Annotated in this window: 13 protein-coding genes and 2 pseudogenes; 3 read left to right on the top strand and 12 right to left on the bottom strand. The window is 35.9% G+C overall.

Annotated features, from left to right (window positions below; all coding sequences use genetic code 11):
• Nucleotides 1–155 precede the first annotated feature (155 nt).
• From ACYP5M_RS00420 to ACYP5M_RS00410, 3 genes are all read right to left on the bottom strand, one after another.
• A complete protein-coding gene (locus tag ACYP5M_RS00420) occupies nt 156–2531 on the bottom strand; it encodes a M14 family zinc carboxypeptidase (protein ID WP_459734463.1) in 2376 nt (791 codons plus the stop codon).
• Nucleotides 2532–3754: 1223 nt separating this feature from the next.
• Nucleotides 3755–4951, bottom strand: a complete 1197-nt coding sequence (locus ACYP5M_RS00415) for a M20 metallopeptidase family protein (RefSeq protein WP_459734462.1) — start codon at nt 4949–4951, stop codon at nt 3755–3757.
• A gap of 211 nt (nt 4952–5162) precedes the next feature.
• Nucleotides 5163–6419, bottom strand: a complete 1257-nt coding sequence (locus ACYP5M_RS00410; RefSeq protein ID WP_098187026.1) for an MFS transporter — start codon at nt 6417–6419, stop codon at nt 5163–5165.
• Nucleotides 6420–6642: 223 nt separating this feature from the next.
• Between ACYP5M_RS00410 and ACYP5M_RS00405 the strand changes: the two genes are divergently transcribed.
• Nucleotides 6643–8751, top strand: a complete 2109-nt coding sequence (locus tag ACYP5M_RS00405) for a helix-turn-helix domain-containing protein (RefSeq protein ID WP_459734461.1) — start codon at nt 6643–6645, stop codon at nt 8749–8751.
• 364 nt (nt 8752–9115) lie between these two features.
• Here the strand turns inward: ACYP5M_RS00405 and ACYP5M_RS00400 are convergent.
• The 3 genes and pseudogenes from ACYP5M_RS00400 to ACYP5M_RS00390 all read right to left on the bottom strand — a co-directional run bounded on the left by ACYP5M_RS00400 (nt 9116) and on the right by ACYP5M_RS00390 (nt 12506).
• Nucleotides 9116–9754, bottom strand: a pseudogene (locus ACYP5M_RS00400) (IS6 family transposase).
• A gap of 93 nt (nt 9755–9847) precedes the next feature.
• Nucleotides 9848–10887 (bottom strand): annotated as a pseudogene (locus ACYP5M_RS00395) (IS110 family RNA-guided transposase); the annotation flags it as partial.
• A 554-nt stretch (nt 10888–11441) separates the two neighbouring features.
• On the bottom strand, nt 11442–12506 hold the full coding sequence (locus ACYP5M_RS00390) for a sulfite oxidase (RefSeq protein ID WP_459734460.1): 1065 nt from the start codon (nt 12504–12506) through the stop codon (nt 11442–11444).
• A gap of 1713 nt (nt 12507–14219) precedes the next feature.
• Between ACYP5M_RS00390 and ACYP5M_RS00385 the strand changes: the two genes are divergently transcribed.
• Nucleotides 14220–14672, top strand: coding sequence for a hypothetical protein (locus ACYP5M_RS00385; RefSeq protein ID WP_101221506.1), 453 nt, complete (start codon nt 14220–14222; stop codon nt 14670–14672).
• Between the two features lie 435 nt (nt 14673–15107).
• On the opposite strand, the gene ACYP5M_RS00380 is transcribed toward ACYP5M_RS00385, so the two are convergent.
• From ACYP5M_RS00380 to ACYP5M_RS00370, 3 genes are all read right to left on the bottom strand, one after another.
• The gene (locus ACYP5M_RS00380) at nt 15108–15422 is read right to left on the bottom strand and encodes an MTH1187 family thiamine-binding protein (RefSeq protein ID WP_230178269.1); all 315 of its coding nucleotides are present in this window, start codon (nt 15420–15422) and stop codon (nt 15108–15110) included.
• A gap of 228 nt (nt 15423–15650) precedes the next feature.
• Complete coding sequence (locus ACYP5M_RS00375) at nt 15651–16820, bottom strand: MFS transporter (protein WP_459734459.1); 1170 nt, start codon at nt 16818–16820, stop codon at nt 15651–15653.
• Between the two features lie 290 nt (nt 16821–17110).
• On the bottom strand, nt 17111–18487 hold the full coding sequence (locus tag ACYP5M_RS00370) for an aminotransferase-like domain-containing protein (RefSeq protein WP_459734458.1): 1377 nt from the start codon (nt 18485–18487) through the stop codon (nt 17111–17113).
• Between the two features lie 160 nt (nt 18488–18647).
• On the opposite strand from ACYP5M_RS00370, the gene ACYP5M_RS00365 reads away from it, so the two are divergent.
• Nucleotides 18648–19550 (top strand): DMT family transporter, encoded by a 903-nt coding sequence (locus ACYP5M_RS00365; protein WP_459734457.1) that lies wholly within the window; start codon nt 18648–18650, stop codon nt 19548–19550.
• Between the two features lie 943 nt (nt 19551–20493).
• On the opposite strand, the gene ACYP5M_RS00360 is transcribed toward ACYP5M_RS00365, so the two are convergent.
• The 3 genes from ACYP5M_RS00360 to ACYP5M_RS00350 form a co-directional block, all read right to left on the bottom strand.
• Nucleotides 20494–21120, bottom strand: a complete 627-nt coding sequence (locus ACYP5M_RS00360; protein WP_459734456.1) for a GyrI-like domain-containing protein — start codon at nt 21118–21120, stop codon at nt 20494–20496.
• Between the two features lie 300 nt (nt 21121–21420).
• Nucleotides 21421–21804 (bottom strand): VOC family protein, encoded by a 384-nt coding sequence (locus ACYP5M_RS00355; RefSeq protein WP_260357158.1) that lies wholly within the window; start codon nt 21802–21804, stop codon nt 21421–21423.
• A gap of 101 nt (nt 21805–21905) precedes the next feature.
• Nucleotides 21906–22184, bottom strand: coding sequence for an ArsR/SmtB family transcription factor (locus tag ACYP5M_RS00350; RefSeq protein WP_101221498.1), 279 nt, complete (start codon nt 22182–22184; stop codon nt 21906–21908).
• Nucleotides 22185–22242: the final 58 nt, after the last annotated feature.

The following is a 22242-nucleotide window of genomic DNA, read 5'->3' as shown; positions in this document are numbered from 1 at the left end:
TTTTTAATCGGCTAAAAAACTACTTATTGATAAGTATCGTCCTTCAGGGTTTTTGCAACAGATTATTTAAAAGTAATGAGTTCAGAGCAAGCGTTCAGCATTTTTTAAATTACCAAAGCCGAATTCATTGCTGAATCCAGCTTTGGCTAATTCTACTATTTTTCGAAAATTGCATTAGATAGAAGACGGAACAAGTAATCCGGGTGGTCGCGGAAACCTGCTTCTAACCCAATAAGAGTTACATCTTTATTCTGTTCTTTTACGATTACGGCTTGGCCCTTGGCGGTTATGTTATTTTTCCAGTGACCAGCTACGAAGAAATTATCTGAATCTGCAAGGGTCGCGACAATTTCATCATTATCAGTATCCGTGAACCATGTTGGACGATAGACAAAGCCGATATCATTTTCTCCATAACCTGCTGTTAAACCAGTTCCCTCATAATCGACTTTTACGATACCATTACTGTTGGAACCTCCTACATTAATGATGTCGTCTGTAAGACCGAGTGTCTTAGTTGCTCTAGATGCACCAGCACCTACAGCTATATATTTGCCTCCTTCATTTAAGAAGCTTGTCACATTGTCTTTAAATGCATTAAGTTGCCCGGCGTTGTGTAATCCAAATTCTTTATTAGCTTCGGAAAGGTTAGTAGAAATGAGACTTTCCGTTCCACTATAGACAAAAATATCAAAACCGTTAAGGGGATTTTTAGCCACTTCGACTGGCGTAACTTCTGTCACATCAAATCCTAGTCTTTTCAAAGCAAGCTTTGTTCCTGCGTGTGATTTCTGTTTACCCATACCTCCATCCTTTAATATAGCCACTTTTAAAGACGTAATAGCCACTGCATCTGCTGGTACATCAGCAGTTCCAACCTGTAACCCAGATTCTTTCACCGCTGCTGATACCTGATTAGCTACTGTTTTTGCAAAGAAGTTACCTTGTGCATCACGTACAATAGGTATTCCTTGCTTAAGCAATCTATTTACTAAATTTACCGATTGGACAGAGCTGTTCGGAATCATAAACGGTCCTTTTCCTGAAACCTTCCCTTGACCTGTAATCTGGTTTACTTTCGTTGCATTGACTTTAATAGGATTTTGTGTGGCTACTGCCTCGAATCCCCAAAGCTCCGGTAAGCTCCATGCGGAAATGTCGTACATTGCTGGGGTATCGTTCGTGATGTCTTCCCCATCCCAGAGCATCGTGTTTGCTAATCCAGCTTTCGCCTGATCCATCTCAACGAGATAAGTTCCTTTTGGATATAACACTCCATCCGCTTCAAATGCATTCACAGCTTGAACAACTTCAATATCATTATTGATCAAATGATTTACAGCCTTATTCGTAACAGTCGGATCCTTAGGGTCTAGTGGAAGTATGTAGGCTTTTGGAAATAACCCTTCCTTATGTAAAGGATGGTCAAAGTTAATTCCTCTTTTAAAAACTTCAATTTGATCAGTAATCATGGATTGCTTGTTAGCTGTTGCAAATTTCAGTGCTCCCATAATTGAATTATACATCCATCGTACGCCATCCCAATCATTTGTTGGAGCTTCTAATGTATGACCGTAAGCACCATGATACATCGCATACATTGGTGTGAAAATTGGTGGGTAATCATCCCAGCCAGCGGAGTCATCGCGCAGCGGAATATAGGTACCTTTCATGTTTTGATACAAGGATCCTGAATAGTTCTCATGATCCTTCATTATTTCCGCTTCCATCGCTTCTGCCTGTTTATAGGCCCATTTTCCGTATAAGTCATACTCGTAATTAGGATTATGCGGTGGCGTACAAGGCTCAATTAACCCCTGCAGATTTGGCTGATAATTCTTCACATAACCATGAGTATCAAGGAACACCATCGGGTTCCATTCTTTAATGAGCTCAACCATCTCTTTTGTTTCTGGCTGCGATTGGGTGATAAAGTCACGATTTATGTCAATTCCTTCGCCATTAAAGCGGGTGGCATCAATACGTCCATCAGGGTTTTGTACGACATTGAAAATAAGAATATTATTCTCTAAAACGTCTTTGGTTGTTGCATCATTTTGGGTAGCAAAACGTTCAATTAATTGAAGGATTGCATCGCTTCCGACAAATTCAGTCCCATGAATAGAACCATTAATCATGATTGGAACTTTAAAGTCAGGATTATTGGCAACCCATTCTTGAGCTTTGCCTGGATTCTTAAACATTTGCTTTCTAAGTGCCTTCACTTTTCCGAACTTCCCTTGTGTTGTTGGGTCGGCAATCGTGACAACATAGAGTGGGTTTCCATCAGCTGATGTTCCACGGACTTCAACTTTCACACGGTTTGAAAGTTTTTCAATCTCTTTTAATTTGGAACCAATTTGTGAAAATTTCACAAAGTCATAGTTTTCGCTATTAAACTTGCTTCCGTCCTGTTCCTCATATGTATTCACATTTGTCCATTGAGGTTTCTCAGCATGTCCAGAACTCCACGGAATTACTGTTAGTAAACTCACAGCCATCAGGCCGGATAATGCTTTTTTCTTTTTCATCCTAAAACCTCCAGTATGTATATAGTGATTTTTTTGTATATATCCCACCAAGTCGTTCAATGTTTATTTTATTGGGATTCGCTCTCCTATTGCAGCACTAGTTTCGGAAGGTCAAATTTATGTAGTGTTACTTGCTGGGGGAGCTTATCAAATTTTATAAAGAATATTTTTAACGATGTGGTTTGTTCAACGTTATAAAATTAAACCGCTTTCAACAGGGTTTGTTCAGCCCTTTAGCGAGTCATTTCTTGTTGTATTCAATTAAAATATGTATTAATTAACGCAATACCTAAACCCGCATTGGCTACTGTAGCTGATTAAATTCCTTTCTAGACTAATAAATTTCTCCTTTTCTGCACCCTACTAATATTTTAAATTTCCATACATGTTTAAGAGTATCGCCTCCTTATTAAGAAATAGTAACCCACAAACTTAGATAACTGTTTTATAATATTATACACTTATTTTTGTGAGGATTAAGAATTTTCAGTTAATAATAATTGAATTTTTTATCCTATTTTCATACTTCAGAAACATAAAATTATTTACAAATAATTTCCATGCGCTAAATTAGTAAAAATCTGTATAACTGTTTTGAAGTTTGTCCCCAACGGTCAAGTTACATGGGAAATCCCTCGAATCCTATGAAATTCATGTGCTTTTTGATATCCTCTATTCAGTATTATGTAAACTAAAATGAGCTCACTTTTCTGATAACCTTATATTGAGCATAGTAAATAGAGCAAACCACAAATGTTGAACTTCCGTACTTGGACCTGTAAATACATATTCAGTATTGCACCCTGCGAAGGAACCCCGAGAGGACTATTATAAAACTCCTAGGCCACAGTTTATAAAAAAGCAACCGTTTTATATCCAAACGGTTGCTTTTTTTCATTGCTATAAACGTTTCCAAATTCTCTTTAAATCTATTGGTACGAATACTTTATCCCCATGTATTTCCTTATGTATGATGAGATGTGAAAAGTATGGTTCTAAACTTAACCCTTCTGTTTTATGTCTAGCTGGATTTATTGATAATAAGAGCCCATTCATTGCACTTACACCATTAGATTTAAATCTCCACACACATAACTGACAAAGAACTTGAATATCATTTACAGGCATCGTACTCCATGAAATTTAATTGATTGAAGTAGCAATACAGAAAAAAATATCCTGAAAGTAGGGAAACTTACTAGAAGAACAGTGATAAATTGTTTCTACCTTTGTACTTGTACTTGATCAGGTTTTACTTTCCCATCAGTGAGATAATGAAATGCAGATGAAATAAACAACTTCCCAATTTGCAGCATAGATTTTTCTTCTACATCAAACATCGGATGATGATGCGGATACTCATGTCCCCCGCCAACATGGAAGAAAGTACCCGGCACTTTTTGTAAATAATAAGCAAAATCTTCACCACCCATTGCCTGTGGAATATGGATTACTTTTTCTTGGCCAAAAAGATTATTCGCGAGTTCCTCCACTCTTTCCGATTCTTCTGGATGGTTCCAAAGGGCAGGATAACCTCTACGATAATTATATTTTGAGGTTGCACCAGCCCCTTCACATGTTGTTTTAGTTATTTCTCCGATCGTTTTTTCTATTAAGTCTCTAACATCTTCATCAAATGTTCGAACTGTTCCAGTAATTTTTCCCGTTCCAGGAATAACATTAAATGTTTGACCACTATTAAATGAACCGATTGTCAATACAGCTGGTTTTATTGGGTTCACACGGCGACTTACAATTTGTTGTAAGTTCAACACTAGCTGGCAGCCTGTTACAAGAGGGTCCACACTTAAATGCGGCATTGCCCCATGTGCGCCTTTTCCATAGATCTCAATTTCAAAAGAATCGTAAGCAGCCATCGAATAACCCTCACGTACACCTACTGATCCTGTTGGAAACGTGGCTGCTACATGAGCTCCATAAATGACATCCACCCCTTCCAGACAACCGTCTTCAATCATGAATTTCGCTCCTCCTGGAAGCTGCTCTTCAGCAAATTGATGGATAAATACAACATTTCCTTCGATTTTGTCCTTCACTTCACTTAATACTTTCGCTACTCCAAGCAAAGCAGCTGTATGAATATCATGTCCGCAAGCGTGCATGACGCCAGGAATTCGAGATTTATATTCTACTTCTTTTTCATCTTGAATTGGAAGAGCATCAAAATCTGCCCTTAATGCTACTGTCTTGCCCGGTTTGCCTCCTTTTAGAAACCCGACTACACCTCTACCACCTACACCTGTTTTTACTTCTATTCCTAAAGTTGATAAAAAGGCAGCAATCTTTTTTGGTGTGTTTTCTTCCTTAAAGGATAGTTCAGGATACATATGTAAATCTCTTCTAAAGTTCACTAGGTCTGGATACAGTTCTTCCAATCTGTCAAATAAGTTTTCTAGCATGTTAAAAGCACCCCTTTATATCATAAAATTAATAAGACGGTTTTATTACTACCATTTTGAATGAAAAAATATTATGTTTAAAAAAAAGCTGACTTATGAAATGGGCTGGATCGAAGCCATTTTCCCTTGCTTAAAAATGCTATTCCAGCATATTTTTTCAATTTGCTAGGGTTATATTTCACGTTGCTTTAACCCTTTTCCTTATTAATAGTTATTGGACTGTTGCATTCCTATCTGGGTATTGTTTCGAATGATTATTGGTATTAAGCGTTAGTCCGACAAGTCCTGCAAAAATAGTTGATGCAATCAAGAACCAGAATGCCGCATCATAGGAACCATTGAAAGCACCAATTAAAAATCCAATAGCAAGAGGAGCTACAAATCCTGCAATCTGACCTCCAAAATTAATGGTTCCGATCGCCGTTCCAATTACTTCTGTTGGAAGCAATTTATGAGGGAGAGCAAAAACTGTCGCTAATACAAATGATTTAACGACACTTATCAAGATTGAAAAAGTAATGACAAGGGAAACTGTTGGAGCCTTAAACATAAAATAAAGAAAGACAGCCGTTAAGACGGAACTTGCAACTAAAAAAAATTTTTCACGCCCAGTTATCTTATCTAAAATCCAACCGCCCATAATAGTTGCAAATCCTCCAACAATGGCAGGCAATGCCAATAGCATACCTGATGACATCAAATCAATATTTCGTACCGTAACTAAATAAGTTGGCATCCAGGAAGCAAGTCCCCAGTTAACAATACCGATTCCAAACCAAATGACGATTAACTTCCATACTACTTGCATTTTTAATAAGTCTCTTACTGGTATTACTTTATTTTTAGAAATTTGCACTTTTTCCACTTTTGCTTCTTTTAATTCTTTTACTTCAGACCGTGGGCGAATAAACAACCAAAATAGAACAGCAACGACAATCCCAAGTACACCGGTAATAAAAAACATGTTTCTCCAGCCATGTGCAACAATTAGTGGTGTCGCAAGTATCGGTGCCAGCGCCCCGCCAAAGTAATTCGAAGACATAATCGATGACGATGCCCTTGCCCTCTGCTCCTTCGGAAACACTTCAGCAACTGTCTTTTGACTGGCAGCAGGATAGCCTCCTTCACCTAGTCCAAAAAGAAACCGGATCACGATTAGAGAAAGCATCGACCACGCAAATCCTGTTAAAATGGTGAATAAAGACCATAAGACGACCGACCAAATGAGCACTTTCCTAGAACCGAACTTATCTGCCAACCAGCCGCCAGGAATTTGCATGAGTGCATATCCTGCGAAAAAAATGCTAAGGACAGTCCCGTAAGCTTCTGGGCCCAACTGAAACTCTTCACCAATTTGTACCATTGCAATGTTAATTGAAACTCGATCAAGATAAGAGACCATCCAACCAAGAAATAAAAGTGCAAGAATTATTATTTTGTTTTGTCCTTTTCCCACTAACCGTTCCATTTTTGACCTCCCATTGCTTTTTAAATAATAGTATCCTCTGGTTACAATCTAAGAAGAATCTATTTTGAAACGGTTGATTTGCGACAAAGTGCTAAATAAAAATTCGCAGCACAACTCACGTATTGAAATTTTATATTATTCAGAATATTATTACAATGTAGGTTTTTAACGTATATATTTATGATATGTGTAAATTTTTACACTAAAGGAAGGAAGGAATAAATTGAATATATATGAAAAGATACTTGCATTTTTCAATACTAAATATATAGACTCTTCTTATCAGATTTGGATACGCAAACCACTAGAGGAGAATTTCAATTTAGCTTATAAACAGGGTAAAGAGGATATTGAAAAATTGCCATTAACTGAAATAGATTATGAGCAATCTACGCTTTTGTATGAAGGGGGAGATACATATCTATCATTTTCCTATTTGGAAGATTATCAGGTGATCGTTTGTGTGTTAGATAAAGAATGTTTTTTCAATGTTAATGAGCTCGACCATTTATATCTGCTTTTTTACTGTTTTTTTACACATGAGATGTTCCAAGTAAGAGAGAACGAACTTGAAAAACTAATGGAAAGCATGCAATCTATTAGCTCATCTCTTGATCTGGATGAATTGCTGACAAAAATAGTCGGGAATGCTCTTGCAGTTATTACTGCTGTAGATGCAGGATATTTACAACTTTATGATGCTGAAATTGAACGGTTAGTTCCAAGTGCATCGGTTGGTTTTAACCAGCAGATTCAATATTTTAAAACAAAAATTGGTGAGGGAATTACTGGAAAAGTCTTTATGGATGGAAAAGCCAGAGTTCTCAACTCTAATGAAGAAGTTATAAACGAAATGTTTGTTAACAATATGTCAAATGAAAATTTATTCTACATTTCTTCATCCGCGATAAGCTTGGATGTGAGAGCAATCATGTGTGTACCCGTTTCAATTGGAAGTAAGCGAATTGGAATAATGATTGTTCATCAATACGATACAAAAAGAAGATTGACAGAGCGTGACTTGAATTTACTACAAGGATTTGCGGATCAAGCAGCGGTCGCCATTGAAAATGCGCGCCTATACACAAAAGTGAGAATGAGTTTAGAAGAAGTTACTAAATTGAGTAATCAATTAAAGGAGAGAAATCAATTTCTTTTAAAAAGAAATGAGGTTCACGAAACGTTAACAAAGCTTTCACTGCAAAATGAGGGAGTACAAGCTATCATTATGGAATTAAATCGAATGTTAGATACCCAGATTGTTTTTGCTGATTTTTTAGGAAATGAGTTTTATTTCAATAAGCCAGATCAAATTCCTCCGTTAAGCATTGACGAAATATCAATTTTGTTCTTTAAACGTCAGTACCCTGTTTATATTGATGTATATGATCAACAAGCATACAGATATTTTATATACCCCATCATCAATAGAACCGTTTTTTTAGGCTGCTTGATCATTACTCTTCTTAGACCTCTTTCACATCTTGAGCGGATTACCATTGAGCAAGGGAGCTCAACCCTTGCATTAGAATTGGCAAAACAGCATACATTGACTGATGTGTATTACAAAAAGACACATGAATATTTTACCGAGTTATTAGAATATAAAGAGCCAGAACTACTTTTAACAAAAGGGAAAGAACTTGGTTTAAATATGAATTCTATCATGTTTGTCACCTTATTTAAAATTAGATCCTATCAAGATTTGCAAGTTTTAGAAGCTATCATTCATCGATTGGTCTCGATTATTAAACAACAAATGGCTAGAACCGAAAAGATCGTTTATGGCTTTCATAATAAAGTTACACTTCTAATTTCTTTATCAAGTGCAGATCATATTTCTTCAATTACTAAACTGCTTGATTCAATCATTAACGAATGGAACAGAAAAGACGGACCGTCATTGAGTGCCGGAATCGGTAATTCTTATTATGGTGTTGAAAATATCCGGAAAAGCTATGATGAAGCTGGTAAAGCTCTTTCGTATTTAACAGAGCAGAACAGGCCTGGTATGATAAGATATGGAGAAATTGGACTTAATCGCTTTTTCTTAAATCAAAAGCCCGAAGAAATAGAAAGGTTTTTGAACGAAATATTTTCACCATTATGGTCTCATAAAGCAAAGAAAAATGAATTAGAAAAAACATTGTTAGTCTATACAAATTCAAATCGTTCTGCAATACAGGCAGCTGAAAAATTACATATTCATATTAATACACTGTACCAACGTCTAAAAAAAATTGAAGAAGCCTTAAATCTAAGTTTCAATAATACTGAAGATATGTTGAAAATTGAGTTAGCCTGTCACTTGAAGAGAACTTTTAATGCATAGAGATGAATTTATTTTAAAAGTTTCCTTTTAAAGTCTAAGCTTAAAACAACGTTCAAAAGGTCGGTGTTTTTCATTATTTACATTAAGGGGTCCTACCGATGGAATTACCCCATGCCCTTAAAATCATACCTCATGGGGTTCCTGTATCAAGCTAAGTTAAAATTATACCTTCAAAAAGAAAAAATGCTATGCTTATCGTAAGAAGTTTACGAGAAAGGATGGTGTTTTTTTATGAATCCTATCATTTCAAATGAACTGAATCTTTTCGCACAAGATCTACAATACTTTTTATGGTTCTGGTGCAAAAACTACTCGCTAGAAACATAGAGTATCAATTTCCTTTGAATGGCTCTAACTTATGAAGCTAATCCAAATTATCTATGGATGAATTTTTTTGATTTTGGGCAGACTTCTCCCCTTGATGAACCTGCTTCTTTTTAATCATTGCTTCGCTTCTATACCACTCAATATGTAAGTAGCTGTACGAAATGTTTTTTATCCTAACATCGAACGAACTTATTTGTATGCCTTCAGGCATATGTTTCTCTTCTTTTAACTCTTGAATCGCTACGAGATAGGCTGGGTTTTTGTCCACTATTATGACACGTGGTTTACAAACATGAGAAGTAGCCAAGGCTTTCTTGAAAAAGCGCTTGGCTGCTTGTTTATCTCTTGATTCACTTAGATAAAAATCAATGGTAATCCCTTCTGAATCGACTGCACGATATAAGTACATCCATTGACCCTTTACTTTGATATACTTTTCATCGACCCTCCAGGAATCATTTGTTGGCTTAAGATGAAGCCTTACTCTTTCATCTAAATTAGGTCCATATTGATGAACCCAACGCATAATCGTTGTATGAGCCATGGGTAAGCCACGCTCCTCCATCATTTCCACCAAATCACGAAAACTTAAGTTGTACCGTAGGTATCATCTCACTGTTAACAAAATAATGTCAGGCTGATAATGTTTCCATTTGAATAAATTTTCATTTTTCATACCAATCACACCCCTTTTTTAGAGTAATAGTATCAGTATGTCCAAGATTTATAGATTACTGGCAATTGTCTTTTTTTGCACCAGAACCGAACTTCTTATGACGCATAGTACGGCAAGATACAGAGAATGACGTAATCTGCTCGAACCTCTTTTAGTAATACGATTAATGGTTGCCGTAAACTTACCCGATGAGTGAACACTTGGATCTACTCCAGCGAAGGCAACCAGTTTTTTCGGATGATTAAATCGACCGATTTCACCAATTTCAGAGATTATCGTGGCTGCGATTTTTTCTCCGATACCGGGAATCGATTGGATGATCTTATATTCTTCCAGTTCATTTGCCAGGGCCACTATACGGTCTTCCAAATTAGAAAGGTTTCCCTGGTAATGAAAAAGCAACTCCATATACATAAGAAGATTGATTACGTGACTTTCATACACGTTTTATTGAAATGGATTTTGAGATGCGAAGTCCATTATTTTTTTTGCTTTTTCCCATGCCCATTGACCCGATCGGCTAGGACAGAACTCTATAACACTCTCTGCTAGCTTACTTTCCCCGGCTGTCAATACCGCCTCTGAAGTGGGATATTCCTTTAATATCAATAAAAAACCCTTGAATATAGATCCCCGAAAACCTTCCGATATTCAGGAAACACCTGATCTAAAATGGTGTGAAACTGAAGTTTGGCTTCCACATACATATTCGTTACGATTTCCTGTTGTCAGACAAATTCCGAAGGTCTAATAGATGAATTCCTCTAATTTTATGAGGTTCACCTTTGTAATACAGCACACACAACTGGTACGCATCGATAGCGTCTGTTTTTACCTTCCGTAAACTGGTCTTCTTTTCCTGATAAGAAATAATCGGATTTAGTAAGATATATAGAATCCCTTGTTCCTCCAAGTATTGAATAACAGGAGAATGGTAATGCCCTGTAGTTCTAAAATGACCATAGGCATCTGCCCTGCCACCTCTTCAACTTTTTTAGAATGTCTAAAAATTGATCCAATTCCTCCTTGGTATGCTTCATTGAAAAGATCTTCCCATACGGTTTAGATTGGTCTAAAAATGCCTGTACTTGGCTCTCTTATTTTTCCACATTCAGACCAACAACTGGATTCATTGTTTTTTCCTCCTCTACTTACTAACCAGTACCCCTAGTCCTCCATGTAGTGTCATAGTTTCGCTTGTTATACGAGATCTGCGTCCCAACCAGTCTCAAACATGTTTCTACAAGTAGGGGGCGGACAGTTTAGTTCACGGGATCAAGTCCCACGCACCCGTTAGTTCTATAACATATAGTTGAGTTGACACAAACTGTGAAATAAAAAAGTTACCTTTCAGAAACTTAGGAGTAGAAATCCATTATTTATATTTAGTAAGCCAGTCATTTAATTGGTCATAGTTACTTGAGAACATTGCGTTGTCTTTAGTATTAGGCTGTTCAAGTGAATTAGAATATCCGTTTGTACAATTTGAACGTTGCCTCCAGCCACTCATCTCAACTTACCAGCTAAATAGGGTGTCATCTCCTTAATCAGTTCTTTTTTCCCATGCCAAAAACCCTTTCTTTCAAAACTCTTTTGGAAGGGTTTTTTCTCTATATCACAAAACCGTTATTTGGCTAAATCCAAAAGTTTTTTCAGCCGTTTTCATTTCCTTAAATTAAAATTAAAGTCATTCTACCTTAACCTTAATTTTATCAATAGCATTATACCCATAACCTTTCTTATTCCAAAAAGGTAAATTAGGTTGAATTTGACCAAATGAATCTGTTGCTCTGGATTTAATCGTGTACTCACCTTTTTCTGATATTTTCCATTCGAATGACCAACTAACCCATCCATAACCAACATTCTTACCAGGTAATATATCGGCGTTACTCCATGTATTGCCATCATCAATACTAATTTCCACCTTGGTAATAACTCCTTTTCCTGTCCATGCAATCCCTTTTATTAAATGCACACCTGTATTAATTTTTTCCATGTCCAGCGGTTTTTGGATAGTCGAATTGATATTTATTGCAGTGACCGGAAATGCATTTTGATCATTGTCTTTATTTGGATAATACATATAATCAATAGTTTGAAAAGGTCCAGTGAAAGTAGTATTAATAACACTTATCTGCTTTATCCACTTAACAGATGCCATTGCATACCACTGCGGAACGATTAATCTCATTGGATAACCATGTTTAAAAGGAATTGGCTGGTTATTATACTCATATGCAATGATTGTATCCTGATGCAGCGCCTTCTCGATAGGCAAACTCCTCGTGTAGGTGTAAACCTCATCCAGATCGGTCCTAAGGCCATAATCATACCCCTCCACGACAACTTCTTTTGCCCCTTCTCCTATTCCAGATATTTCAAGTAATGTCCGTAACGGTACACCTTTCCACTTCCCTTGACTAATGGCCCCCTTTTCCCATTGTTCTCCAAATGTTTTAGGTTCGAAGAGATTACGCTTGTCTCCTGAGCATTCAAGGACAACTTCAACCGTTTTGGATGGATATTGAAGAATGTCTTGCATGGACAGCAGTAATGGAGCTGATACCAACCCATTTATAGGAAGCCAATAGTTTGAATAAGAAAGTGTCGGATAAGTAAAGTGGTTCCTTCTAAAAAATAATTGGTGTTCTATACTATCATTATTGATGAATTGAATGGGTGTCTCCTGATTTTCCGGCAGCAAACTACGTGTAGTTAAATAGGGTCTCACTTTTTGAGGTTTTGTCATGATTCCCTCCTTATTAATATGAATCATTATAGATGTATACTTCGTTACTGCCCATTTCAGCCTACACACCATTCTGTTTAAATCCAGTTTGACTTATCCTACGGCCGAAACCATTGATTCATATTTGAATGATATTTACTGTGAATTTTCTCGCAACAAGTAATGTCAGGAAGCATTTAATCTCCAGGCCTTAGGATATTAATCCAATTGCACTTTTTAGTACTTTCGGTGCCTTTTTAATTCCTTCCGTTCCAACAAAACTGCTCGCACTCGCTATTAATATGCTTGAAGAAATGAATTTGACCACATAAAAAATTCCTGATCCAATAATTAGATCTAGGATTAAAAACCTTTTAATTGTTGAACCTTTTATTATATAAATAACGATTTGGTCGTTTTTCTTCATACTCAGAATGGTCACACCCTTATCTTTTTCTAAATGTTATGACAAAGGGGGGTTGTCATATTCTTCTGCAGCTTGTCTTTACTATTTAATAAGAACTGCTTTCTGTTAGCGTTGGGCATAACAAGCTTCTAAAAAACATATCTTTTGTGCTGCAATTTTGTGACGACTCCACATCAAAAGGTCGATATGAATGTCTTTCATTCCACCAATCTAAAATCCTTTACGAACTGAATGAGTTCTCCAGATGTGACCCTCTTCTTCTCATTTGTTCGGAATTGTGTTTTATTGACAATTAAGTCCTTTCGTTATATTCCTTAATACAAGAAACGCTCATAAAAGGTCTCTGGGTTGCTGATCGTTCTATGATTTTTGAAGGAAAAAGCTTTAGCAACCTAATCCAAGTACAAAGTAGAATTCTCACTATGGAAAAAAAACAAAATGAACAAAACTACTCTACCCTAGTTAATAAAGAAGAGCTATAGTATAAACTTGATTTATCCCCCGGATAACGGACACCTAAAAAAGTGTCCCTTATCCGGATTTTTTTCACTAGATGTAATTGGATAGGGGATTTTCGTGGACCCTGCCCTTTAATTAATGCGGTAATCTACATAAGGAGACAACCATGTATATTTGGAATATTAACAAACTTGTCATGGCGTTACAGGCAGGAATAATAACTGGCAAACAAAAGTAAAGATATCGGATAACTTTTTGGGTACTAGTTGCCCTTACAGTGTTTTCACTGCCAAGAGTTTATAACCCTTCATCTATGAATGGATATAATGTTATTGATCTAATTTTATTTTTATTATCAATGTGATTGCAATCTATCTTTTAGTCGGTATTTATAAAAAGAAAAGTAGGAAAGAATTAGATTTCTTCTTGCCCTTTTTTGGCTTACTGATTCCACTGTTTTTACGTAACAGCTTATGGACCATACTTTTACTATCATTGGCTCAATTTATATTGTCTTATTTGCTCCTTATCATTCACTTGAGGAAACTAATAATATCGATGTAAGTATTAATGCTATAGTCGAAATTGTCATGAATATTATGTTTGTCCATTACTTTAAGAAGATATATAACTAGGAAGCACCTTTTTTGGTGCTTTTTTTAATTTGACTTCACACTTTCACTTCTTCCTAACAGCTTCATTCATTCCTTATAGGTATCACGTTTCATTCCTATTAATTAAACAAACGAGAATCAGAAATGAAAAAATTTTGCCTATTAACAGCTTCTTAGTACTAATCTTTTTTTCTCCTAATAAACTTAATAAACTAACTATTTAGGAGGGGTGCAATGTTTAATCAAAAACTGGATAGTAACAGTCCACTTATAGGTAAAATTAATGACGTCACTTACCAAAAATACAAACTATATAAGAAGTCATATGAGCGGGAAGTATTCATCATAAAAGATTACGGTGAAAACCGCGGTGTTACGAATAAAAGTATAGAGTTATTCGAAGCAGTTAAAGATCATTTTGACCGTTTTAAAATAGCAAAAATTGTTAAAGAAATTAATAAAGATAATAATTTGCTTGATAGCGATCTCATCCTTATAGACAAAAAAGGAAATGAGCTACACCTATCAGGTTGTAGCTGCGGGTATGCTGGCACAGGTTCGCATGGAACTGTTGAAATTTTGAATAAGGCTGGATTCGAGATAGATAGAAGGTTTGTATTTTGTTCCAAAGGGTTCACTCTTTTTCATCCAATTGAAGAAAGAGAACTTTATGGCGAACGTTTATAAATTATCTACACTCACCTCAACTCATGCAGTTTTGCAGATGGACGCCTGTAAAGAGGATACGGTAGCATGCTAATGACAAGAAAAAAGTGAAATGGTTATTCAAATACATGGATTATGCAAGATAGAATATGGAAATCTATGAAATGGATCAGCCAGTTGGCTCCCTTTCATTAAATAATAATAAAAAAAAGCCTTGGTAACTGAGAAATCAGTAATACCAAGGCTTTAAAGCTATTAATACATTGACATTAATTGAAAATTATCAACGAAAATCGGTATATATTTCCGAAAACAGCAATATATCTACGAAAATCAGGATATATCTCCGAAAACTATAATATATCTACGAAAATCAGGATATATCTCCGAAAACTATAATATATCTACGAAAGACGAATATCGAGGTATATCTGTCTCTATTGTTTATAAAACATGTTATTCCTCAAGCATGCCTTTAATTCGCTTTACTTTGTCTTCCATCCTGCGTTCTTTATCACGACGGTCATCGATTCGGATATTCGTACAGACTCTAGCAAGACCTTTTTCAAAAGGTACTTCGTGCATCGCTTGGATCACTTCAAATAATTTAGGCAGATCGCCTTCAATGATTGTATTCATGGGTGTCAGTTGAAAACGGATTTCTCCCTTCTCTTCATATTGCTTTAATACTCTTTGAATATCTGCCACATAGCTGCTAACACTTGGAGTTTGTGTACCGACAGGAATAACCGTTACATCAACAATTGCCATTTTTATTCACCAATCCTTTTTATGTATTAATCAAGAAGCTTACTAACATCCATCCTAGTATAGTCGGGTGTTTTTTACTATTATAACTCAAACTTCGAACCTGGGAAATTTGATATGAGTTTTGGAGCGTGAGATTCGTAAATCAAAGCACTTCTACTGGCAAGAAAATTACTGTAGAATCAGCCAAATAAACAAGTCCACCTCTATTAAAATAGAGGTGGACTTGTTTTAGATCGATTTCTTATGCCTTATCTTTTCATTTATATAATCCTTATAGACTAAAACAGCAACAACAATAAAACTTAGACTAACAAACCTGAAGATCATCTCTAAACTGATCCATTTAGCTAAAATACCTAATACAAATGCGCTAACTCCAACACCAACGTCAAAACTGGAAAAAAAGGTTGCGTTGGCTGCTCCTCGTTTTTCTTCACTTACCTTTTGAACAGTCCATGTTTGTAAACATGGCATAACAGTTCCATAACCTGCCCCAAATAAAATCGCCGCAATGATAAGTTGAGAATCATTTGTCGTATACGATAGGATAACAAGTGAAAAAAATCCTAACACAGCTGACATAATGATAATAGACCAAGGTCCTTTTTTGTCATACCATTTTCCGGTAAACGGACGTAGTAAAGTTGAGACAGTTGCATTGATAAGGAAGAATAGAAAAATATGATCTACTTCCCTTTGTTCACCAAAAAGAACCAAAAATGTAATAATAGCCCCAAAACCAAGTGTTGTAATAACTGTAAGTAATGCTGGGAACCAAACGTCTTTTTCAAAAATCATATCCAAAAAATGAAATGTTTTCTTCTCACGCTTTACAATAGTAGGTGAATATACAAATTGAAGCGAAATTACTGCCAATAAGCTCAGTATTACTGATGACCATATCAAAATATTGAAGGAAAAAGAGTCATAGATTAGGATACCTATACTCGGTGCAACGATAGCCCCGACTGTCGTGGATATAGAAAAATACCCTATTCCTTCTCCTAAGCGTGTCTTAGGAATCAAATCCACTACTATTGTACTATTAGCTGTAGTTGATACCCCCCACGCTGCACCATGGAAAAGTCGTAACAATAGAATAAGCCATATAATACTAAGAAAAGGATATAGTATCGTAATGATCATTAAAGCTGCACTTGCACAAATGGCTAGACTTTTCCTCTGGTTATCAATTAAATAGTAACCTACAAAAGGCCTGATGAAAACAGCACCTATCGTAAATAATGATGTTACTAGACCAACCTGAATGGAAGATGCATCCATGCTTAACAAATAGGCGGGCAAAATAGGAAGCAACATTTCAAACCCAATAAAAACTAAAAAGTTGCTTATAAATAAAAAAAGAAATGATTTATTAAAGATTCTTTGATTTTTCATATAATTATTCCTCGCTTCTAAATTATTTTTCTAAGTTAGAAGCGTTTGGAACACTGAAACGTTTTTCAATTGTCTAAGGTTTTTAGTCAATTGACTCACCCTCTCTAAACCCTTTAAAAAATTCATCAAACAATCATATCAGAACCTCCCCTTATAAACAAGCTCTTATTTTACAGCTTTATATTAAGGAACTAAGAGAAGGACAAGTAAAAACATTTAAGGAAATTTACATTATTTTAAATAACTATTGTGGTTATATATAGGTTGTGACGGGAAAAACCCGACACTTTCTAAATGAGTAAAAAGTTATTTGGAGTAATATGGTTTTTTCTACTATCAATTAAAGCAATACAGTGAGCCAATCGTTCTACCCCTAGTTTAATTTGATTCTCGTTCACTTGAGAGATGCATAATCGAACGAGATTTTCCTTTTTATATTCTGCTAAAAACATTCTGGAGGCATCATCAACATATATATGCTGCTCGTTTAGCATATGAACCACCTGTTTTGCTTTCACATTCTCGGGCAAACTGATGGAAAGATAGAATCCGGAATTCGGTTTAGAAAAAGATGTATTAGCCGGCAGCAATAATTCACATGCTTCTTGAAGGATTTGCATTTTAGTACGGTATACCTCTTTTACTTTTTTGAGATGACTATAAAACATACCGCTTTTCAAATAGATTTCTAGCGCACCTTGAGAAAGTGCTGAACTATTAAAATCAGAACTGAATTTATATCGCAAAAAATTGTTAATCATTAATGCAGGAAGAACGACAGTACCAATCCTTAATCCTGGGAGAAAGATTTTCGATAGGCTTTTAATATAGATCACTCTCCCAGAAGGATCAAAAGAAAATAAAGGATCAGATTTTGGATTTGGATCAAGGTCTCCTAAAATATCATCCTCCACTATATATACATCGTATTTTTCAGCTAACTCAACGATTTTTTTCTTTTCGCTATTCGTGTAACTATGTCCAAGTGGATTGTGAAATCTCGGGATAATATAAAAAAATTTTATATCATTATTTCGAAAAATGTATTCCAGCCGATCAAGATCAATCCCTTCCATTGATAATTCAATACCAAAAGTAGTAGCTTGATGCAGATTGATCGACTCAATGAATCCGAAATAAGTCGGCTGTTCAATTAGAATATTGTTTTTTCCATTCGGGAATGGCATAGAAACTAATAAATTAAGGGCTTGCTGCGAGCCAGAAACAACCACTAATCTCTCCGGTTGAGTGAACACCTGTAAGTTTTGCAAATATTTCACCAACTGTACTCGCAGTGAGTAAAGCCCTTGTTGATCAGAGTATGTAAAAAGCTCTTCTTTATAATGGTCGATTGCTTGATTCATACAATGTTGAAATTCCACATAAGGCATAACATTTTTATCTGGACCGGCAGACAAAAAATCAATCACCTCATTTTCTACCGACTCTTTTTGATATTCATTCACAACATAGTAGCCGCTTTTAGGAACAGAATAAATTAAATGCTCCTTTTCAAGTTCTACGTATGCTTTAATGACCGTATTTTTGCTACATGAAAAATACTCAGATAACTGACGAATCGAAGGAAGCTTACTGCCTGCAATTAGCGAACCATCTTCAAGGCGAAACATAATGTCTTCCATTATCTTTATATATTTTGAGTTCATATATTGATCCCCCTTCATCTGTACCAGGACAGATAGGTAAAAAAATGGTTTATTTTTATTAAGCATACTCATAGTATGTTAATTATATCAAAACTGTTTTTAAGTTAAATAAAAAATGGTACAGATGTGGTACAAAGTATAAAGATTGGGGTTGGAACAGATGCGGGGAGAAAAAAGAGAAAAATTCGGATTATTTTTGGGATTAGTGGGGGTCATTTGTTTTAGTTTAACGCTCCCTTCTACAAGTATTGCAGTAGAATATTTCGGGACTACGATCGTTGGTTTAGGAAGAACGGTTGTTGCCGCTATTTTAGTAGCCGTGGTACTAATTGTTCGAAAAGAAAAGCTACCATCTCTTCGCCAATTCAAACGTCTACTTATAGTTGCTTTTGGTGCAGTTTTAGGATTTCCTCTCCTCACTTCCTGGGCAATGGAAACCTTGCCTGTTTCTCATGGAGCTGTGGAATTAGCTCTGTTGCCGTTAGCAACAGCCGGATTTGCTATATTTAGGGCAGGTGAAAACCCATCTCTCAAATTCTGGATTTCAAGTATAATCAGCTCTTTAGCGGTAGTTATGTATGCACTTCATCTTGGATTCGGCCAATTGCAATTTGCCGATTTAGCTTTACTGGCAGCAGTGATCATACTGGGACTTAGTTATGCAGAAGGGGGTGAATTAGCAAAAGAAATAGGCAGCTGGCAAGTGATTGCTTGGGCAATTATGATCGGTGCTCCATTTTTCGTTATTCCAGTTGGGCTAAACCTCACGAATGAAATGCTTCATGCCCCAATACATGCTTGGATCAGTTTCATTTATCTCGCAGTCGTTAGTCAATTTCTAGCATATGTTGCTTGGTATAGTGGAATGGCTATGGGCGGGATAGCAAGAGTTAGCCAGATTCAATACTTACAACCATTTTTGATGATTCTATTTGCAACAGTATTTCTAAATGAATCCATCACAATTTTCACTCTTATAATAGCAGTGATTGTTGTCTTTTCTGTTATATTAGGCAAAAATGCTCCTGTATCAAAAAACAGAGCTGTATCGGGGAAAACCTAACTGCATGTTCAATTGAGATTTCTGTATAATCAAATAAAAAATGTATATTCCTGCACAACTCAACACTTGCCTTCGACATTATGAGGGAACATAATATTGCGAACCTTTTTTCTTAAACATTATGGATGGCTTACGGGACTCATTTAGCGTTAATATTAAACATGAACATTTGAAGCGAAAGCAAAGATAAGTCAAAATCATCCATTACTAAGACAAAAGTTAATTGTTTAGCAACTGGAAAAAATCCCAAACACTAATGAGCAACAGTTTTCATTATTAATGAAATCAAACCTAAAAAAACAAAGTGAATGCTACTGCCCTAACGGGAGTGTTGATCAAATAAGGATTAACACTCTTTTCCTTCTCATTGAGTGGTGTGTTGAAATTCTATAATTTTTTTAAGCTAATGCATCCTATAGTTTAAGTATTTGCTATCATAAACGTTTGTAATTGGCTTGAACCCAATCCACAAAGGCTTCAATGCCATTCACGACTGCTTCGGTCCGTATGGAGTGATACAAATCAAAATTGTGCACAGCACCAGGAAGTTTGACATAAACAACCGGATTGGATGAGGAATCACGCAGCTGCTCCGTGAAGCGTCTGGAATTTCCACGGACACTAACCTGTCCTGGTCACCATTCGCCACGAAAAATGGAGGTGCTTCTTTTACCTTTTGCCACTTTATGAAATTTCACTTTTTACTATACGTCTCCAATTGGATCAACCCGGACTTGTGTTGTCCCATGAGTACAATTTATTTCTTATTCTTATTATTTTACAACTAAAATCAATTTACGGGATTTATTGGAAAATATTATTATCTGGATTTCGGATTTTTATGTTGGTCATAGGCAAATCCGCAGGAGTCACACACACCTGTTCCAATCAACTTTTTTAACTTTTAATAGAACACTTTTGTCTACAAACTGAAGAGTTTATCCTAGTCTATTGGCTTAACCTTATATCTCAAAACAGTTTTTAATTTTGCAGGTTCGACTTTTCTAAAATCTGAAAGATATATTTCTCTGTGTTGTAATGAAGTTCTTTCAAGATTATTATTTTTTATGAATTCATTCATTAATTTAAAACTTTGAGGTTCATCATCATATGGACCTACATGAAGCATTTGGACAGATAATCCATCATGAAATGTACCGAACTTTACATCATTTAGAAATGGATGTGGTTTCTTTTTTCCTACATGTTCAAATGCTCTCTCCACCACTTCTTTTGTTACAAAATCTGGTTGTCTAATCATGATCGTATATAATAATTCATCTTTATTTAAAGAATCTTTTTTTCTTCCCTCTTCTGTTAAATCCCATATTCCTTCCAATGGATATACGGTATATTCAAAATATCCATCTGGAGTGTATCCCTGCTTCGGCATCATTCTGACCGCATAAGCCAATGAATAAAGAACACCTATCTTTTCAGCGAATTCGTGCTCATTTGGATTTCCTTTTCCCTTTATCGAAAAGAATTTCTGTTCAGGAATTGTTACAAGTTCAGATTTTTGTTTTGGGATATATAAATTCTTCTCTTGTTTTCTCCATTCGTACTTCATAAGTTTTTGTTCCCCTTCTCTATAACTTTTCATTATGTTTGATTACTGCTTCAACGTCCTTTTAATTAAACCTTCATCAACAATTCCTTCAAGCCCTTATTGTTTCACTAAATCAAAATAAGCTGGGCTATTCCCGTACATCCATCAAGTATCTTTTGTGTTACCTTTTGACCAATATGATAGATAGAAAGGGTGGTACATATTTGTACCACCCTTCTACTTCTTCCACAATCGCACCTTTAATTTTATACAAGAAAAGCTTTACTCTCATATAACAATTACTTCTATATCGTCATGAAATTACTGCTGCATTATTTGAATGAGGTTGCCGCATGTATCGTCGAAGACAGCTATTGTGACTTCGCCCATTTTTGTCGGCTCCATAGTAAACTTCACACCGTTTTCCAATAATCGTTCGTACTCTTTACGAATATCTGAAACGCCAAACATTGTTGCTGGGATTCCTTCGGAAAATATCTTATTTTGATACTCCTTTGCGGCAGGATGCTCATTCGGTTCAAGTAAAAGCTCGGTACCGTCATGATCATCGGGAGAAACAAGCGTAATCCACCTGAATTTCCCCATGGGAACGTCATGCTTTTTTTCAAATCCCAGCTTTTCTGAATAAAATTCCAGTGCCTTGTCTTGGTCTTGTACGAATATACTGGTAACAATGATTTTCATAATGTTTTGCCTCCTTAGATATTTGCAAAGTATGGTGATCTGCTGACAATCTGGCTGCAAGCAAAACAACCCATATTCGTCAGAAGTCCTGTTCCAAAAGATTACTCTATCCATCCTTTCAACAAGTTCTTAAGTGGTTCGTTGTTGAACATAAGTACACGATATTTTCCCTTTCGTTTAGATTTTACGAGCCCTGCATCTTCCAAAGCAGAAAGATGTTTAGCTATCGCCTGTCTCGAAATGGAAAGGTCATGCTTCATAATGAGACGTACCGTAAGTTCATACAACGTCAACTCATTGCGTTCGGATAGTTCGTCTAATATAAGTCGACGAGTCGAATCGCCTAGTGCTTTGAATATAGCGTCTTTGTCCCAATTCATATATCGATTATAAGCAACTCTACGGTTGCTTGTCAATCATAGGCAACTGTATAGTTGC

The sequence above is a fragment of the Peribacillus sp. N1 genome, from assembly GCF_054600815.1.
This window is presented reverse-complemented; position numbering and strand designations above follow the sequence as displayed.

Coding starts and splice junctions, on each gene's coding strand:
- ACYP5M_RS00390 (WP_459734460.1), bottom strand. CDS start 12,506: ATGACAAAACCTCAAAAAGTGAGACCCTATTTAACTACACGTAGTTTG.
- ACYP5M_RS00420 (WP_459734463.1), bottom strand. CDS start 2,531: ATGAAAAAGAAAAAAGCATTATCCGGCCTGATGGCTGTGAGTTTACTA.
- ACYP5M_RS00385 (WP_101221506.1), top strand. CDS start 14,220: ATGTTTAATCAAAAACTGGATAGTAACAGTCCACTTATAGGTAAAATT.
- ACYP5M_RS00355 (WP_260357158.1), bottom strand. CDS start 21,804: ATGAAAATCATTGTTACCAGTATATTCGTACAAGACCAAGACAAGGCA.
- ACYP5M_RS00380 (WP_230178269.1), bottom strand. CDS start 15,422: ATGGCAATTGTTGATGTAACGGTTATTCCTGTCGGTACACAAACTCCA.
- ACYP5M_RS00350 (WP_101221498.1), bottom strand. CDS start 22,184: ATGAATTGGGACAAAGACGCTATATTCAAAGCACTAGGCGATTCGACT.
- ACYP5M_RS00360 (WP_459734456.1), bottom strand. CDS start 21,120: ATGAAGTACGAATGGAGAAAACAAGAGAAGAATTTATATATCCCAAAA.
- ACYP5M_RS00410 (WP_098187026.1), bottom strand. CDS start 6,419: ATGGAACGGTTAGTGGGAAAAGGACAAAACAAAATAATAATTCTTGCA.
- ACYP5M_RS00415 (WP_459734462.1), bottom strand. CDS start 4,951: ATGCTAGAAAACTTATTTGACAGATTGGAAGAACTGTATCCAGACCTA.
- ACYP5M_RS00370 (WP_459734458.1), bottom strand. CDS start 18,487: ATGAACTCAAAATATATAAAGATAATGGAAGACATTATGTTTCGCCTT.
- ACYP5M_RS00365 (WP_459734457.1), top strand. CDS start 18,648: ATGCGGGGAGAAAAAAGAGAAAAATTCGGATTATTTTTGGGATTAGTG.
- ACYP5M_RS00375 (WP_459734459.1), bottom strand. CDS start 16,820: ATGAAAAATCAAAGAATCTTTAATAAATCATTTCTTTTTTTATTTATA.